Source organism: Kamptonema formosum PCC 6407, from assembly GCF_000332155.1.
Classification (GTDB): domain Bacteria; phylum Cyanobacteriota; class Cyanobacteriia; order Cyanobacteriales; family Microcoleaceae; genus Kamptonema; species Kamptonema formosum.
Genome location: NZ_KB235903.1, coordinates 1,905,648 through 1,921,901, shown reverse-complemented (window position 1 = coordinate 1,921,901; position 16,254 = coordinate 1,905,648). Strand labels below are relative to the sequence as shown.

Sequence of the window (16,254 nt, the reverse complement as noted above, 5' to 3'; positions counted from 1 at the left end):
GAGCTGAAACTGAACTATCGCGATCGTCCTAAAATTAAACTGTCCTCAATATAGGCTAGGTATAGAGGCGAGTTATGGAGAAAGTAGTTGTCCTCAAGCTTGATGGCGATCTGGAAATAGGGGGGTTTCGAGCTTCCCTGGAAATCAAAGAAGGCGATCGCGTCTTGATAGAAATCACGCGCAGTTTGCCCCCTAATCCAGAATTAGCTGCCGAAATGCAGCGTCATTGGCAAGAATACCGTAATTTGGGGTTAGTTACCCGAATTAAACCCGGATCTATTAAACACAATTTTATTAACCCTAATAAACTCTCCACTCGCCTCAAAGAAATTAAAGAATCGGGTGAAAAACTTGGCAATCTCATAAATCAATGGCTGAAATCTGAACAGTTTCGCGACATTGACAGGGGACTGCGAGAAGAATTAAACCGAACTGAAAAAGTGCGGGTATTGGTTCGTACTGAAGACAATTATTTGCGAAAACTTCCCTGGCACTTATGGGATTTTATCGATCGCTACTCTTTTGCTGAAGTTGCTCTCAGTCCCATCGAGTATAAAAGCCCACAACTATTGCCAATAGCTGCTAAATCTAAAGTCAGAGTTTTAGCCATTCTCGGTTGTAGTGCAGGCATTGACATTGAGAAAGATAGGGAATTACTAAAAAGTTTGCCCAATGCAGAGGTAGTTTTTCTACTTGAGCCCAAACATAATCAAATTAATGATAAGTTGTGGGAGCAGCCTTGGGATATTATCTTTTTTGCAGGACACGGTGAGACAGATGAAGATACGGGTCGGATTCATATTAATGAAACTGATAGTTTGACTCTTAATGAAGTGTGGTATGGTCTCAAAAAAGCTGTGGTAAATGGTTTGCAGTTAGCAATTTTTAACTCTTGTGATGGATTGGGATTAGCGCAGCGATTGGATGATTTAGAAATTCCGCAAATGATTGTCATGCGGGAAATGGTTCCTGACTTTGTAGCTCAGAAATTCTTGAATGATTTTCTCACAAACTTTGCTAGTGGCCACTCTTTATACCAGGCTTTTAGGGAAGCGCGAGAAAAGTTACAAGGCTTAGAAACTGACTTTCCTTGTGCTAGTTGGCTGCCGATAATTTGTCAAAATCCTTCAGTAGAACCACCAACTTGGAATGACTTAATACCACAAAAGCGAGGATTTAACTTATTCCAAATTATAATTCAATGCAATTTTAAATTCAAGTGGGCAGTTTTGTTGCTGCTGACTGGGGGTTCTGTGGGATGGTTGTATGGGTTGCCAAAGTTGGCTATACTTGTTAATGATTTTGGGTTTGACCGTTACCAGAAAGGCGATTTAATTACAGCTCGAAAAGTATTGCACTTAGCGGAGATTTTGAATCCAGATAATCGAGTTGTACCCTATACTTTAGGATGGCTTTGCCAAGATATCCAAGATTTTGAATGCGCTCGTGAAAAATATCGGAGGTCAGCAAAATTAGGTTTTGCTGGTGCTTATAGCCAATTGGCTCGCTTGTTGATAGTGCATGACAAAAATTACAACGGTGCTGTTAACTTGATCTGGCAAGGTTTGGAACTAGCTAAAGATGATGCCACCAAGTATTCTTTGCTGAAAAATCTAGGTTGGGCGAGGCTAGAACAAGGACGGTATGAAGAGGCGTTAATACAACAGAATGCTGCGATTAAACTGGATAACAATCGGGCATCTGCTTATTGTTTGAAAGCGCAAGTTTTAGAAGGTATGAATGATACAAAAGGAGCCTTAAAAGAATGGCAAACTTGTTTAAAATTTGCAGATCCGAAGATTGCGGATGAAGATGTTTGGATTGGGAAAGCACGCGCACGATTGGATTTAAAATGATGTCAAAAGTCTTACGTAATGCCGCCTATAGGGTGGTATTACACCAGGATTGCAAGTCAAACTTGACAGCGTTCTAGATAAATTTTAGCTGCCTTATCTAGCGGATTAATTAATAAACACGCTTTAAAAAGTTGTGCGGATTTAGTAAAATTCCCATTCATATAGAGAAACAAAGCTTCCTCAAAAATTGACTTAGTAGCTAACTTAGCCTCTCGCATTTCCGGCTCATCGGCATCAAATACTTCATAAACAGCCACCATTTTTGACTTACCTTTAACTTGGACTCTATCAATAAATCGGATCGAATAATCCTCATAATTTTGCAAGCGCAAAAAAGTGTGATGGCTGATTAACAACGACACTCCATAATTTTTTGTTAATCCTTCCATCCGCGAAGCTAAATTCACCGAATCGCTAATTACCGTGCTGTTCATGCGGTTTTCTCCGCCGACAGTACCCAACATCAAAGAACCTGTATTAATTCCTACCCCAATTTGGAGCGATGGCCGGCCTGGCCGACCTCTAGTTTGATTGTATTCAGCCAGCTCTTTAAGCATAGCAATAGCAGCTTTCACAGCATCATCGGCTTCGCCGCTAAATAATGCCATAATTGCATCGCCAATATATTTATCAATAAATCCATTGTTAGCAGTAATTGCTGGCTCCATGCGCTTCAAATAGGCATTAATAAATTTAAAATTATCTTCAGGAGTCATGCTTTCACTCATAGTTGTAAAATCACGAATGTCTGAAAATAAAATCGACATTTCTAACTTTACTTGATCGCCTAATTTTGCGTCAATAATGCTTTCATATCCGAGCAATGCTAGAAATTCATGGGGTACGAAGCGACCATAGGCATCGGTGAGCTCTAGTTCAGCATCGAGAGATTTTTCTAAATCTTGATTGAGTTCAGATAATTCTTCTAGTAAGCTTTCTCTTTCCGCTTCCGCTTTTTTGCGTTCCGTAATGTCAGTAAAAGTTGCGATCGCATAAGCAATATTACCGAATTCATCATAAACAGGAGTTGCCCGACATTCTATCGGAATCATTTGACCATTAGCGGCGCGAATTTCCAAATTATCTACCATTTTTTGTTCCCCTTTCAAGGCCCGCACGATAGGTAATTTTTGATTGGGATATAGTTCATCTGTACCGGCTGCATAGATTTGATAAACTTTTGCTAGTTCCTTGGCTGTGGCGGAGGCCGCAACTTTTTTCCCCACTAATTCTTGGATTTTATTGTTAGTGTAATAGGTGTTGCCATCAGCATCAATTACTGCTACACCCACAGGTACAGCTTCTAAGAATTGAGCTAGTCTTTTTTCGCTTTCGCGGTGCAATCTGCGGCTGTGTTCAACTGCAATTGCCACAGCAGAACCAGTGACACCCAGTAGCGGGGGGATCGCAGGTATCCACCAACTTCCTAGAAATGCTACATAGCTGACAGTAACGAGACTGCTTCCTGTGCCTAAAATGGATGCCACTAGGAGCGTTCCTTTCGCTAAAGTATTGTTTCTAAAACGCTTTGATTCTAGCAGCCGCCAACTCCAACCAGCACTCGCTGAAGACCAAATTAAAACCCAGAAAACTTCTAGTAAATGCGGCCAAACTTTAATTAAAGGTCGTCCTTCTATGGCGGCGCTCAAAATTTGGCTGATTATATTTGCATGAATGACTACTCCGGGAGTCCGCTTGGGGCTACCGCCGGAAGTTTTGCTGTAAGGAGTTAAGAGTAAATCGTTGAGGCTGGGTGCAGTTGCACCAATTAAAACAATGCGATCGCGCATTAAATTAGGGGGAATTTTTCCCTCTAAAACCTGCGTCATCGAGATTGTGGGAAAACTTTCCTGGGGCCCGCGAAAGTTGAGAAAAATTTGGTAGCCGCCAGAATTAGCTCTGACATAGCCGCCATCATTACCTGTAAAAGGTATGAATATTGCTTTGCCTAATCCTAAGTGCATTTTAGTAGCATCAATCATCTCTAGAGAAATGCCTTCTTTCTCTAAATACATTAAGGCTAGTTTTGTACCTAAACCTAATTTGGTTTGGCCATCTTCGGTGCTGACAGAGAGTAAAGCTCGCCGTACTTTACCGTCGGTATCTAATACTAAATCGGCGATACCTACTCGATCTAATTCGCTCAATGCTGGCGGTGGCGGAACTGCATCGCCAACAACCTTTTCTACACCAATAAAATTTGGGGTGGTTTTAAATACTTGTACTAATTCTTGGTGGCCAGGCTGTACTGGTAAGTTGCGGTAAAAATCTAAGCCAATAGCTCTAGGTTGCTGGGTTTTGATATTGTTAATTAATTTAGCTAGGACGGCATCAGATATGGGCCATTTGCCAATGCGAGTGATATCTGATTCGTCAACCGTGACAATAACTATACGCTGGTCAACAGTTTCTAGGGGACGCAAGCGAAAATATTGATCGAGGGTAACTAATTCGATTAGCTGCAAGAGTCCCGCATATTTGGCAGCCATGACTAAGAATGCCACGCTGGGAGCCGCAATCAGAACTGAACGCCATTTCCAAATTCGCTTTTTGAGCTGTGGCCACATCTGCTATTAGCATCCAGATTTGATAGGAGAATCTGGGTTGCTAGCATGATTTTAGTTGAGCAACCACAATTTGGGGAAATAAAGGGGGGGAGTTTTGAGTTTGCTTCGTTCCTTGCGATACTTCGCGTTGCATAAGTTTTGAGTTTTGAGCTTGAGTCAATTTCATGAGGCCAAGGCGCGATGGGTTGCTAGGTAGGAAGTCGTCCCCCCAAACTCTTCTTTACTATCTTCCGCATTAGCCTTCCGCCTTCTGCCTTTTTTTTATTACAGGAGTGGCTTAGTGGCGATCGCATCTAGCCCGACTGATGTTAACAATTGTGTCCAAGTCGCCTCTATGGAGGAATCGTTGGGTTCTAATCGCCTCAGTTCGGCTACTGTAGCTAGAGTATCGTACCAAATGCCACCATTGCCATACAAAGCAGCACGCTCTAAAGGTGTGGCTTTTTCTAGCTGGCTGGTTAAGGTGGGATTAAGCTGCGATCGCATAATTGTCCCTTCTACCGCCGGGCTATCGGGTCTGAGTGCATTACCGCACATAATCACAAAAGACCACTTATAATTTTTGCCCGTTTCTAAGGCCGGTGCGCTATCCGGGAGGCTGACGCTGACAATTCCCGCTTTGCCACTAATCGGTATAGTCGTTTGGTAGTGGCTGTTTTTGTTCTCACCTTCCAGACTAAAAAATACCTTTCGTGCTGAAGTTTCAGGGACGTAAACAAAGAAAGTTGGACGTTCCGCCACCGTTAACGCTTGATAATTCGCCGGCGTTAAAGGTGTAGCCAAGGGGCCACCATTGGCGGTGTCTTGAACGCACTGGGCGCTGCTGCGGGAGGCTCCCCCTGCGGAGTTGTCAGGTTTCCCTGCACCGGGAGGGCTGAAGGTGACGCTGACTTTGGAAGCCTGGGGCCGAGTTTGAGCTTGTACTTGGACTGGCAAGGTGTTAGCGAACAAGACCTCTACGCAGAGCGCGATCGCAAACAGCTTCAGATGTTTCAAAGATTTGTGCTTAATCATGATGAGGAAATGTTGTTTATTTGACAGAACTTACCAACTAATTCACGTAATCCCTCCCTCTGGGCGGTGACTTTACCGCTCAGAAGGCGGCGCTACACATAGATTTATGTAAGTCCTATTTGAGGTGTTCCAAGTCGAGAGGTCGCACCCTAGTATATTCATAATAAAGCCTCACTCCTAGTATATTTATAAAGCTTTTGTAAATCAACCCTAAGATATATTTTATTACAAAGTGACATAGAAACCCTGCAACTGTCTCCCAGAGAAGGAAGAAGGAAGAAGGAAGAAGGAAGAAGGAAGAAGTGGAGATGGGGAAGGAAGAAGGAAGAAGGGGAGATGAGGAAGATGGGTAATTAGCCATTAGCCATTAGCCATTAGCCATTAGCCATTACCCATTACCAATTACCAATTACCAATTACAGCCAATTTCCCACCAGAACAAAAGGAGCCCAATAAAAGGGATGTTCGTAACGGGATTGGTTTAAAAGAGCCAACTGACCAAGACGGAGAGCTTCAGCTTTAGTAATATTAGGTTGAGCGAGTTCTCGGTAAAATTCCGCCATTAGTGTAGCCGTAGAATCATCGCGTACAGACCAAAGCGTTGCCAGGGTACTACTCGCACCAGAACGCACCGCAACCCCTGCCAATCCCAAAGCAGCCCTGCTATCACCAGCAGCAGTTTGGCAAGCACTAAGAACTAGCAATTCCACTCTCCTAGAGCCATTTTGTCCGCTTGAACTACTCAGTAACTTCTCAAAATCTCGGACATTAATTTTCTCATTCCAAGTCAGGATAAATGTTTCTTCTGGATTAGAACTAAACTGACCGTGAGTAGCTAAGTGAATCACAGGAAAAGAATTTTCACGAATCTGCTTTTGCAAATTAACCTCGCTAAAATCCTGATTTAAAAGCACCTGAGAAGGAATTTCCAAGCTAATTTGATTGATTTCTGATTTCACTGCTGGCAAGGCTGAAAATCCTTGACGAGCATCAGTTAATCCTCCCGTTAAAGCCTTGATTTTTCTCTGACCGAGGCCTCGTGCTTCTAGTAGCTGCAAACCCGGAGTAATAGCAACACTGTATTTTTCGATTAGATATTGTTTGCCATCATAAAGAGCAGCCATTGGCAAATTACGAAGAATGCCATCGAGGACAAATACTAGAGTTTTGATGTTATATTTGACTAAATCTGCTTCCGATCGCTGAATTAACCAGTTGTAAACTTGTTCAGAAAGCCGCAAGCGTTCCTGACTTGAGAAAGCCGGATTTAAAGATTGCAACATCTCATCTAAAGTAGTTTCTAAATTGTTTTTAGGCAATTTAGTTTCGTAATAGCGTAGTGGTTGTTTTGGCAGAGACAGAATTACAGCTAAACGGTCTGCTAAAATAATCGGATAGAATACCGCTGCTTGCGGATCTACTTCATCAATTTGCTGGGGTTTAACATCTAAACAAGCTTCGCGGAAAAAGTTATCTAATTCTGCCAATTGCAATGCTTCAATTAATTTTCTAGCTTCCTTTAGATTTTCTTGACTGGGATTAGTATCTAATAGCAATTCTACCAGTTCTCTATAAACTGGTTCCACACTTTCACGAAAAGAAAACTGAACGTCCTGATTGATAGTAACTAAATCAGTGCGAAGAGATTGGAGAGTTTTTACTGCTTCTGAATAAGCTGCAATTGCCATCGGTAAATTTCGCTGCTGTTTGTGAATTCTCCCTAACTGCCATTGCCAACGAGCAGCTATATTATCAGCACTAATTCCTTGAGCAATTATCAAAGCTTGTTGAGTTAATTTTCTAGCATCTTCCCACTGGGTGGACTGTTCATAGAGTTTTCCTAGCTCTCCCAAAGCGTAAGATTCTGCTTTTAAGTCTTGCAGTGTTGTCGCTTGTTGAATAGCTGAAGCCAATACTTGAGCTGCTTGTTTAGTAACAGGTATAGGAACGGATTTAACGACAGAGTTATCGCCGCTCGCTCGATTTTTTGGTGTCTCCATTACAATCAAACTTTGGGCATAATTAACTAGAGCATAAACTGTAGCTCGACTAGGTGGCAGGTTAGTTATTTGATTTTGGATTTGCGGCAATAATGAGTTAATATCGGCTAAGTTTTCAGTTTCTATACTCAAGCTAAGTTCGTTGAGTAAAGCTTGTATGCTAGTATGATTGTTCTGGCAATTATTCTGAGTAGTAGTACAACTAGAAAGTTGAGCTGCCTGTCGGTAGTAGTTCAGAGCACTTTTAGCATCTTGCAAAGCTCTGGCAGTGTTTCCTAAACTTAAGAACGTGGCACTAAGTTCTCTTTTCTCCATAGCCGGTGCCTCTGGATTTGCAGTTTGTAGCTGCTGAGAAATTAGCAAACTTTGCTCTAAAATTTTCTGAGATTCACGCAAGTCTCCCACTGCTTGAAGAGCAACTCCTAAACTCCTTAATCCTGTAGCTTTTAGTATAGAATTGGGTTGAGCTTGTAATTTTTGATTTGCTTGCTCTAACGTTGCCTTGGCACGGCGATAAAGACCCAAGGTTTGTAAGGCTTGGGCTTGGTTAATTTGACTGCCTAAAATTCCAGTTTCATCTCCAGCTTTAGTATAAGATGCTTCTGCTTTTTTCCAAGTATCGAGGGCAGCTTCAGTTTGTCCGGCTGCTAACTGCAAACGCCCTTGGATATTTAATGCTTGGGCGAGTACAATAGCTGAGGAAGAATGATTGATTGAGGAGTTATTAATTAGCTTGAGACTAGAGGCGATGGCTTTTTCTGCTTCTGGCAAAAGCCCTAATTCTTGATATGCCAAAGAGAGATAGCTTAAACTAAGAGATTGATTAAGGCGATCGTTTTTTATATCATAATTTTGAGCGGACTGTTGCCAAAGCGCTGCTGCCTCAGAAAACCGCCCCGCCTCATAAAGAATTCTACCTTTTTCGATAAGATTGGAAACAGAATAAGATGGAACTTGAGCAATGCTGCTTTCGGGATACTGCACTGTTAGAGGAACAACTACAATCGCGACCAAAAAAGCCAGGAATCCCAACCAAAGGAATGACAGTAAATTTTGTCGGGAATTGCAGACAAAATTTCTGATGTAGCGAGTTTTACTCGTCCAACTCTGAATAGCTTTTAAGAACAAGAGGATTTTTGCTCTCACTTTATCGCTCACTGCAAATAGTGGGTCTATTCTAGCCCACATTGAAATAAATGCAAATACAATCGCGATTCAAAAATCAGAGTTTTTCTGATTTAGAAGGGTTGAGTACAAAAGTCTTTTCTAGGATATTCCAGTTTTTGGGGTGGGTTGCCTACAGGATCGAGCTGCGGAATGGCAAAGTTATTAGCTAAACCCGCCCCAATAATCCGCATCTATGGTTATGGTATTACTTCTCACAAGAGTGCTTGGTAATCCTCAGAAAAGATCTCATCAAATTGGCATATTCCTTCTGAGTAATCGTACCTTCACCGCAAATTTGGGATAGAGAGCGGTTCAGAGCATTAAATGCTGTTTCTACATCAATCCAATGCTGACCCGCACAGATAGCTTGATCCGAGGTAGGGTAGTATTCTTTGGATGTGAAGATGGCTCCTGTCGGGAGGAGCACTTGCCACTTCCAGCGATTGTTTGCAGGTAAGGGCGAAACCTGGAACCTGTAGTTTTCTTCAAACATTGGCTTACTTCTCAAACAACTTTAAATAATTTTTTAATAATTTTACAACAATCAGGATAGTGTAATCTTAATTTGACACTAAAAGTTATGATCGATTAAGCTTGACAACCTATTGACAAATGTAACAATATCTGGGTAAATCCCAGGTGGGATCGCTGCCTCAAATCAGCGGTATAGAGGCTGTTGAGATGCGATCGCGATTCGGTAATCTCGATCCCCTCACCTTTTCAAAAAATGGGAACCACTTAAAAAAGGCTAACTTACAGCCGACTTTTTGAGGTTTTTTGTGAGGTCTGCGTGAGTGCTGTTAATGTTAACTCTTAAAGTAAACTCGCTGAATCTACATCTAAAAATAGAGTTGCCTGAGCCTGCATTCGCAGAAATGAAGCGGGAAGTGCAGCACTAATTGACCCCAAAAGCATCTCCTTAACCGCAGGAGCCTTGCGTTTTTCTGGTGCGAGACAAATAATTTTTTTAGCCGAGCCAAGCAATGGTAAAGTCACTGTAAAAGCATACTGGGGCACAGCTTCCAAATGGGAAAAAAGACTCTGATTTACCTGTTGTCGGCGAGTGGCCACATCTAGTTTTACTAATTTTACACTTCTGCGATCGCCAAAATCAGCCACAGGCGGATCGTTAAAAGCCAAATGCCCATTTTCGCCCAAACCCAGACAGCACAAATCAATCGGCTGTTCCTGTAAAAGTTTAGCATAGCGATCGCACTCCTCTAGCGGTTGAGCCGCGTCTCCTTCGATGTAGTGAAATACCCCAGGATGCACTCGACTTTCCACCCTTTCGCGCATATAGCGCCGGAAGCTAGCAGGATGATTAGCATCAATTCCCAAATACTCATCCAAATGGAAAAAAGTGATTTTAGACCAATCTATACCGCCTAAAACAATCAAAGCTTCCAAAAATTTAATTTGCGAATTACCAGTCGCAAGCAGTACAGTAGCACTCCCCTGTTTAGTCAGAGTTTCCTGTAAATAAGTTTGTGAAATTTGTGCCGCGTCGTTTGCTAATTGTTTCTCAGTCTCGTAGAGACGAACCGACAGCGCATCTACAGTGAAGATTTTGTTAGGTGTAAACAATTGCGTAATGCTATAATTAGGGACTAGGGGCTAGGGGCTAGAGGTTAGGGAAGAGGGAATAAAATCAATGGTTTCAGCAATTTAGAGTGTCCTAACTGTCTTGGCAGTTGTTATAGATTGATAAAGTAGAATTTTATTCTAGCTCTTTAGACTACTGCTGACAAGAGCCTTAAGCTAATTATAGCAGAAGGCAAAAAGAAAATGCAATTACCAATTACCAATTACCAATTACCAATTACCGATTTACCAGCGCCATGTTATTATTAGTAAGATAAATATGCCCTAACATCTTACCATTATAAGTCCGCTTAGCAAAGCGCCAGCCTGGTTCCAGAGAAATCTTAGTTAAACCATTAGCAACACCGCGAGTGCGACCAATTACCATCGGTGCAGCAGAAGGATTGCGGCGATTAGTACCAACCAGTACCATCTCTCCATTAACGCGCTGAATATTAAGATTATATTGCATCCCTAAATCAGTTCCAGCCACCCGAATAGAGTAGCCATTACTATCAGTAGCGCGTCCACAAATTCCTGTGAAATTAAACTTTAATAATAGGGGATTTACAGTAACAGGACGATTGCCGCTTTCACTCCAGCAAGCGCGTTTATTCGAGACCTGTTCTAGAATTACTAATTGGTGAGTAGTACCGCCTCGGAATGGAACTGCGGCGGCTACAAATTTCGTTTGGTCAACATCTTTTTGACCAAAGGTGAAGGCCGCAATCGCGGGAGTTATTGCAGAAATTGTGCCGATAGCAGTAGCAGCAAGAGCAGCGAATTGAAGTTTGAGTGAGGTTTTCATAGAGCGCCTGTATTTGAGTTATGAACTCATTATTTAGAAAGCGCCTAAGATTTTGTATCGTATTCGTTCTAGTTCCTGAACTGTCTCGCTTGATTTTTAATCAGCCTCAGCCAATAGGATTCTAGAAATGGATAAAAGCTTTACTGTGTCTTAACTCTGATGGGGAGTGTCGGAGGTGGATTTCCCCTAAAGTCTGACCTAAGCATTGTTACAGTTAGCCAATTGTCTGTTTTCTTGACATCTTAGGGTTCTAGTACAGCAGTAAAAGATAGGTAAACAGGTTGATTCCACAGGATTTACCTACCAATCGCGTAACGCCGCCATCTTGGCGGTAAAAATACCGCCGGGACGGCGGCGTTACGAAAATCGAATCTTTGTAGCAGAATATCACCCACCAATAAATTTGAGAGCCACGCCATTCATACAGTAGCGTTTACCAGTTGGCTTGGGCCCATCATCAAATACGTGACCCAAATGCCCACCACAGCGACGACAATGTACTTCAATTCTAGTTGTAAACAAGGAATTATCAACAGATGTGCCAATTGCCCCTGGTATCGGGTCAAAAAAGCTGGGCCAACCCGTACCGCTATCAAATTTAGTTTCCGATGAAAAAAGTGGCAAATCACAACCAGCACAGGCGTATATTCCCTTCCCATATTCCTTGTCGAGAGGGCTAGTATGAGCGCGTTCAGTACCGTGTTGGCGCAGCACTTGGAACTGTTGAGGAGTCAAGATTGTACGCCACTCTTCTTCAGTTTTAGTAATTTCAAAAACATCATTAGAAGATGCCATAACTTTTGATGTCCAAGGTAAATAGCGAGATAACCATGCCATACCTACCACTCCTAAACCTGCTTGTAAAAAAAATCGTTTCTTCATTATACATCATCCAATCGCTAATTAACCAACCAATCTCATCGAGTAAACATAAACAAGCAAGTTACTATTATAGTCCTGCAAACCACTCATAACCTCGATCTTCCCAGTAACCTTTTTCAGGGAGTAATTCACCAACTAACGTAATTTTAGTTACCCACTTACTCTGTTTATAACCTAGCTTAATTGGCGATGCTAGGCGTAAAGGTGCGCCATTTTCAATACTCAAAGGATTACCATTCTTTTGATAAGCCATCAAAGTTTGAGGATGCAAAGCTGAAGCAATATCCCAACTTTCATAGTAGTCATCCGCAGATTTAAAGTAAATGTAGCGAGCATTTGCCTTTGGTTGAGCAAGAGCAACCAAATCCCGCAACCGCACCCCACCCCACTGCACAATAGCGGCCCAACCCTCCACACAAACATGACGAATTGTCATGACAGTTAGAGGCATAACTTTAATTTGTTCTAGACTTAAATTCAGAGGACGATTTACCTCACCATCAATTATCAGGCGAAAAGATTTTACGTCAAGCTCTGGAGTTGAATCAAAAGTATTGATAATTAAGGCATCAGGTTCGATGGCACTAGCTGGAAATTCCGGTACCAGTTTTTGAGGATTAAACAACAAACTTTCTACACTTTCGTTCAAAGGTTCAAAACTTTTGCCAATGATATTATCAGTGCGAACTAATCCACAACCGCCCAAAATTAAACCGATACCAGAGAGTCCCGATAATTGCAGAACTTGGCGGCGTTGCCATGACTTATGAGAATTTGGAAACATGAGTAAACCTCTACCAAAAAATTGACTTAATTAGGCGAAAACCCCCAACCTTGAGGCCTAGCCAAGAGTGAACGAGTGAAAAAATAATGACAGTAGGAACTGATATAAAGTGTACTATTCTCAGCGCCTGCCAACTGCCAAATAAATCAACAATCCAGTGGAATTGAGCAGGTTTATACATTCCCACTCCACTAAATACTGCTAGCAGTAAAACCGGAATAATTGCTGTATAAGCTAGGCGATGCCATGAATAATTTTTGCGCTTAACGTTTTGAGACTTCTGTAAAGCCTTGAGGTCATTATAGCCGAGAAAACGATGCTGCCAGCGGCGGCTAATGAAAATATAAAGACCATACCAAAAAAGATTAAGTGTGAATAACCACATGGCGGCGAAATGCCAATGTCTACCAGCACCGAGCCAACCACCTAACAAAAATATAGATGGAAATTGCCATCCTCCGCGCCCACCAAAAACAGGATTAGCATTGTAAATTTGCAATCCACTACCAATCATCATTACTAAACTAATGATATTTAGCCAGTGAAATAACTTTGCTAAAGCTGCCTGGTTTGGTAGTCGAGGTCGAGATGTTTTAGAAGGGACAGATGAATCCATAGTAAGTATTTAGCTAAATAGGAAGGGTATAAACATTTCATTTGTCTGGTAGCAGGTTAATTTGCTAATTGCTAATTGCTAATTGCTAACAATTTTGACTGCCATACAAGTTTTCATGTTATAGCCAATGTCAAGGTAATTAGGTTAGGACAACTTTATTGTTTTGAGAACTTACGTAACGTCGCCCTCTGGGCGGCGTTACGGAATTTATCCTAACATTCTTGTCTGTTGCTATACTATGAGACTGCTATTTGTAACTTCCGATACAAACTGATAACTCATTGGTAGGCTTTTATTTAATACGAGGCTGACTCTATTTTGGATTTAAAATTTTTTATATTTGCAGAAAACATCCAATTTTCGGTCATATCCGTATCTAAAGTAAATTAAGGAAGGAAAATTACCTTATGAACAATCGCGGGCCGGGGCGGCGTAAATTACTATGGTATTTAGGGCTAGGAGTTGGTGGAACTGCTATCAGTTTTGGTCTCAAGAAAGAGATGATGTCAACTGCTACCCCAACCTCTAGCTCTACAAATATTCCAATACTTACTCCTCCTAAAAGCGATATTTCCCCTACCACAGAGCGAGCTATTACTTCACAGGTAGGACAGATTTTACCAGAGTTTCAGGGTATTAGCCAGTGGCTCAATTCTCCACCGCTGAAAATATCCGATCTCAAAGGTAGCGTGGTGTTGGTACAATTTTGGACATTCGCCTGCATTAATTGCCAGCGTACTCTACCCTACATTACTCGTTGGCATCGCCAATATGCCGAGCGAGGATTAAAAATTATCGGCATACATACTCCTGAATTTCCATTTGAGCGCGATGTAAATAATGTCAAAAAAGCTTTGAAGGAATATCAAATTACTTATCCAGTACCTTTGGATAACGAGTTTAAAACTTGGCTTGCTTACAAGAATGAATACTGGCCTCATTTATTTTTAGCAGATCGACAAGGCATTCGGCGCTATAATCATATTGGGGAAGGAGCTTATGACGAAACAGAACAGACAATTCGCCAGTTATTAGGGTAGTTAAATGGCAACTTCACTCCCTTCGACTGGTGTAGCTTTGCTAGCGGGATTTCTAACTATCCTCTCGCCTTGTATTTTGCCAATTTTACCTCTATTATTAGGGCGAAGCCTTCAATCTCATCGCTATGGCCCCGTTGCTTTGGTATTAGGATTAATTACTGGTTTTGCAGCAATTGGGAGTTTATTGGGAGTAACATCAACTTGGTTTGTTAGCCTTGCTAGCGTTCTCCGCAATGGAGCAATTGCATTTCTGCTGATGGCTGGGGTAAGTACCATTTTTCCCCAGATTTACCAATTAGTGTTTAAATACTTACACTTTCAACGTTGGCTGAAAGAACCTGTACGGGTGGGGTTAATGGGTGAATTTTGGCTGGGAACTCAACTCGGTTTGCTGTGGACACCTTGCGCGGGCCCAGTTCTGGCGAGTATTTTGGTTATAGCTGTTGTCAACCCTCAGCCTACAACTACCTTTGTTTTATTAGTTTTGTACGGTTTGGGGGCGGGATTACCGCTGCTAGCGATCGCCTATGGAGGGCGGTATTTCAGCCAGAACTTATTACGCTTGCGCCCCCATAGTGCAGCCTTACAGAGAATTGGCGGAGTAATTGTTGTACTCAGTGCGATCGCGATTATTTTAGGTTGGGATGTCAAGATCCAACTTTGGTTAGCTCCATTTTTCCCAACTTTACCACTTTAAGGAAGAGGGGCGCTGGCGTAATCTATAATTTTGATTATCCTCAAGATCAAGTTTGCCGCAGCGCCCGCCCCACAAATACTATTTCTTCATCGCATCGGGACTCTTCATCGCATCGGGACTTTTCATCGCATCGGGACTTTTCATCGCATCGGGACTTTTCATCGCATCGGGACTTTTCATCGCATCGGGACTTTTCATCGCATCAGGACTCTTCATCGCATCGGGACTCTTCATCGCGTCAGGACTTTTCATGGAAGCAGGCGAAGCACTAGGAGCCACCTGATTTTCAGTGTTAGGACTAGAAGAACAGCTATATAGACTAGCCGTTAAGGTCAAACCAACAACTAAACAAAGCACTTTCCGGTTCATATTTTTCTTCCAAGTCTGAGAAATATTAATTCTACAAGTTAGCAGGTAATCGCTAACAGTGCGTTCTATTGTAGTACGGATGACTCCTGAGATTGGATTGTCAACCTCAAATATTTTTTTTCACTCAGGTTAAGTGACCCAACTTCCCTACATCCAAGCAGTTCTGTGGGTCGTATTTAAGAAGATGGAGTCTGGTTCTTTCTGGAGATGCCCTTGCTACCACCATCGAAATCAACTTAGAATTATCAGTTTAGGTCTGTTCTACGAAAAACCTATGGATTTGAACCCTGCCGAAACAAGCGTGGATGACCCTGACAAACAGACTGACGCTGAGTTATTTCAGTTAATAAGTGTTGGTCAAGCATCTGCCTTGGGTATTTTGTATAACCGCTATGGCAGCTTAGTCTACAGATTGGCCCTGAGAATCTTGACAAACCCTCAAGAAGCAGAAGACTTAACCCAAGAGATTTTTATCAATCTCTGGCAAAAGAGAACTTACAATCCTAATCGTGGCTCTTTGAGCAGCTTTTTGACAACTCTGACTCGTTCGCGAGCAATTGATAAACTTCGTTCCCGCAGCACTAAGTTGAAATTTCTCCAGCGATGGAGTCAGATGATGGCTACTGAAATTCCACCTCTTACACCTTTTGAATCAGCTTCTTTAAGTGACCGTTCGCACTATGTTCGCGATGCCTTAGCTCAACTTCCCGAAAAACAACGGCAGGTGTTAGAAATGGCTTATTACGATGGCTTGAGTCAATCGGAAATCGCCGCCAAACTTAGTATACCACTGGGAACAATTAAAACTTGGTCTCGCCAAGGTTTATTGAATTTAAGAAAAAACTTACAAAATTTAATTGGCTAGTTACACCT

General features: G+C 42.0%; 15 protein-coding genes. 5 read left to right on the top strand and 10 right to left on the bottom strand.

The features are described 5' to 3' along the window. Positions 1-74: 74 nt before the first annotated feature. Positions 75-1,856, top strand: coding sequence for a CHAT domain-containing tetratricopeptide repeat protein (locus tag OSCIL6407_RS0113350; protein ID WP_007356061.1), 1,782 nt, complete (start codon positions 75-77; stop codon positions 1,854-1,856). Positions 1,857-1,912: 56 nt separating this feature from the next. Here the strand turns inward: OSCIL6407_RS0113350 and OSCIL6407_RS0113345 are convergent, their stop codons facing one another. From OSCIL6407_RS0113345 to OSCIL6407_RS0113320, 4 genes are all read right to left on the bottom strand, one after another. Further along, positions 1,913-4,423: a CHASE2 domain-containing protein gene (locus OSCIL6407_RS0113345; RefSeq protein ID WP_007356060.1), complete on the bottom strand. Its 2,511-nt coding sequence runs from the start codon at positions 4,421-4,423 to the stop codon at positions 1,913-1,915. A 264-nt stretch (positions 4,424-4,687) separates the two neighbouring features. Then, the gene (locus OSCIL6407_RS0113335; RefSeq protein WP_007356058.1) at positions 4,688-5,437 is read right to left on the bottom strand and encodes a DUF928 domain-containing protein; all 750 of its coding nucleotides are present in this window, start codon (positions 5,435-5,437) and stop codon (positions 4,688-4,690) included. A gap of 416 nt (positions 5,438-5,853) precedes the next feature. Further along, the gene (locus OSCIL6407_RS0113330) at positions 5,854-8,595 is read right to left on the bottom strand and encodes a CHAT domain-containing protein (RefSeq protein WP_324603711.1); all 2,742 of its coding nucleotides are present in this window, start codon (positions 8,593-8,595) and stop codon (positions 5,854-5,856) included. 214 nt (positions 8,596-8,809) lie between these two features. After that, positions 8,810-9,097: a hypothetical protein gene (locus OSCIL6407_RS0113320; protein WP_007355607.1), complete on the bottom strand. Its 288-nt coding sequence runs from the start codon at positions 9,095-9,097 to the stop codon at positions 8,810-8,812. Between the two features lie 146 nt (positions 9,098-9,243). Between OSCIL6407_RS0113320 and OSCIL6407_RS37795 the strand changes: the two genes are divergently transcribed. Next, positions 9,244-9,375, top strand: coding sequence for a hypothetical protein (locus OSCIL6407_RS37795; protein ID WP_007355606.1), 132 nt, complete (start codon positions 9,244-9,246; stop codon positions 9,373-9,375). A 42-nt stretch (positions 9,376-9,417) separates the two neighbouring features. Here the strand turns inward: OSCIL6407_RS37795 and OSCIL6407_RS0113315 are convergent, their stop codons facing one another. From OSCIL6407_RS0113315 to OSCIL6407_RS0113295, 5 genes are all read right to left on the bottom strand, one after another. Beyond that, positions 9,418-10,188, bottom strand: coding sequence for a glucosamine-6-phosphate deaminase (locus OSCIL6407_RS0113315; protein WP_007355605.1), 771 nt, complete (start codon positions 10,186-10,188; stop codon positions 9,418-9,420). Between the two features lie 235 nt (positions 10,189-10,423). Then, complete coding sequence (locus OSCIL6407_RS0113310) at positions 10,424-10,993, bottom strand: DUF3747 domain-containing protein (RefSeq protein ID WP_007355604.1); 570 nt, start codon at positions 10,991-10,993, stop codon at positions 10,424-10,426. A gap of 387 nt (positions 10,994-11,380) precedes the next feature. Beyond that, positions 11,381-11,875, bottom strand: coding sequence for a peptide-methionine (R)-S-oxide reductase MsrB (msrB, locus tag OSCIL6407_RS0113305; RefSeq protein WP_007355603.1), 495 nt, complete (start codon positions 11,873-11,875; stop codon positions 11,381-11,383). Between the two features lie 67 nt (positions 11,876-11,942). Further along, on the bottom strand, positions 11,943-12,659 hold the full coding sequence (locus OSCIL6407_RS0113300; RefSeq protein WP_007355602.1) for a molybdopterin-dependent oxidoreductase: 717 nt from the start codon (positions 12,657-12,659) through the stop codon (positions 11,943-11,945). A 10-nt stretch (positions 12,660-12,669) separates the two neighbouring features. Continuing rightward, complete coding sequence (locus OSCIL6407_RS0113295; protein ID WP_007355601.1) at positions 12,670-13,275, bottom strand: cytochrome b/b6 domain-containing protein; 606 nt, start codon at positions 13,273-13,275, stop codon at positions 12,670-12,672. 407 nt (positions 13,276-13,682) lie between these two features. On the opposite strand from OSCIL6407_RS0113295, the gene OSCIL6407_RS0113290 reads away from it, so the two are divergent. Beyond that, positions 13,683-14,315, top strand: coding sequence for a thioredoxin family protein (locus tag OSCIL6407_RS0113290; protein ID WP_007355600.1), 633 nt, complete (start codon positions 13,683-13,685; stop codon positions 14,313-14,315). Positions 14,316-14,319: 4 nt separating this feature from the next. Then, on the top strand, positions 14,320-15,012 hold the full coding sequence (locus OSCIL6407_RS0113285) for a cytochrome c biogenesis CcdA family protein (protein WP_007355599.1): 693 nt from the start codon (positions 14,320-14,322) through the stop codon (positions 15,010-15,012). A 78-nt stretch (positions 15,013-15,090) separates the two neighbouring features. Here OSCIL6407_RS0113285 and OSCIL6407_RS35360 read toward each other — a convergent pair whose 3' ends face one another. After that, on the bottom strand, positions 15,091-15,381 hold the full coding sequence (locus OSCIL6407_RS35360; protein WP_007355598.1) for a hypothetical protein: 291 nt from the start codon (positions 15,379-15,381) through the stop codon (positions 15,091-15,093). A gap of 274 nt (positions 15,382-15,655) precedes the next feature. Between OSCIL6407_RS35360 and OSCIL6407_RS0113275 the strand changes: the two genes are divergently transcribed. Next, on the top strand, positions 15,656-16,246 hold the full coding sequence (locus OSCIL6407_RS0113275) for a sigma-70 family RNA polymerase sigma factor (RefSeq protein ID WP_007355597.1): 591 nt from the start codon (positions 15,656-15,658) through the stop codon (positions 16,244-16,246). The last annotated feature ends 8 nt before the right edge of the window (positions 16,247-16,254 follow it).

Coding starts and splice junctions, on each gene's coding strand:
- OSCIL6407_RS0113335 (WP_007356058.1), bottom strand. CDS start 5,437: ATGATTAAGCACAAATCTTTGAAACATCTGAAGCTGTTTGCGATCGCG.
- OSCIL6407_RS0113295 (WP_007355601.1), bottom strand. CDS start 13,275: ATGGATTCATCTGTCCCTTCTAAAACATCTCGACCTCGACTACCAAAC.
- OSCIL6407_RS0113345 (WP_007356060.1), bottom strand. CDS start 4,423: ATGTGGCCACAGCTCAAAAAGCGAATTTGGAAATGGCGTTCAGTTCTG.
- OSCIL6407_RS0113285 (WP_007355599.1), top strand. CDS start 14,320: ATGGCAACTTCACTCCCTTCGACTGGTGTAGCTTTGCTAGCGGGATTT.
- OSCIL6407_RS0113320 (WP_007355607.1), bottom strand. CDS start 9,097: ATGTTTGAAGAAAACTACAGGTTCCAGGTTTCGCCCTTACCTGCAAAC.
- OSCIL6407_RS0113275 (WP_007355597.1), top strand. CDS start 15,656: ATGGATTTGAACCCTGCCGAAACAAGCGTGGATGACCCTGACAAACAG.
- OSCIL6407_RS0113310 (WP_007355604.1), bottom strand. CDS start 10,993: ATGAAAACCTCACTCAAACTTCAATTCGCTGCTCTTGCTGCTACTGCT.
- OSCIL6407_RS0113290 (WP_007355600.1), top strand. CDS start 13,683: ATGAACAATCGCGGGCCGGGGCGGCGTAAATTACTATGGTATTTAGGG.
- OSCIL6407_RS0113350 (WP_007356061.1), top strand. CDS start 75: ATGGAGAAAGTAGTTGTCCTCAAGCTTGATGGCGATCTGGAAATAGGG.
- OSCIL6407_RS35360 (WP_007355598.1), bottom strand. CDS start 15,381: ATGAACCGGAAAGTGCTTTGTTTAGTTGTTGGTTTGACCTTAACGGCT.
- msrB (WP_007355603.1), bottom strand. CDS start 11,875: ATGAAGAAACGATTTTTTTTACAAGCAGGTTTAGGAGTGGTAGGTATG.
- OSCIL6407_RS0113300 (WP_007355602.1), bottom strand. CDS start 12,659: ATGTTTCCAAATTCTCATAAGTCATGGCAACGCCGCCAAGTTCTGCAA.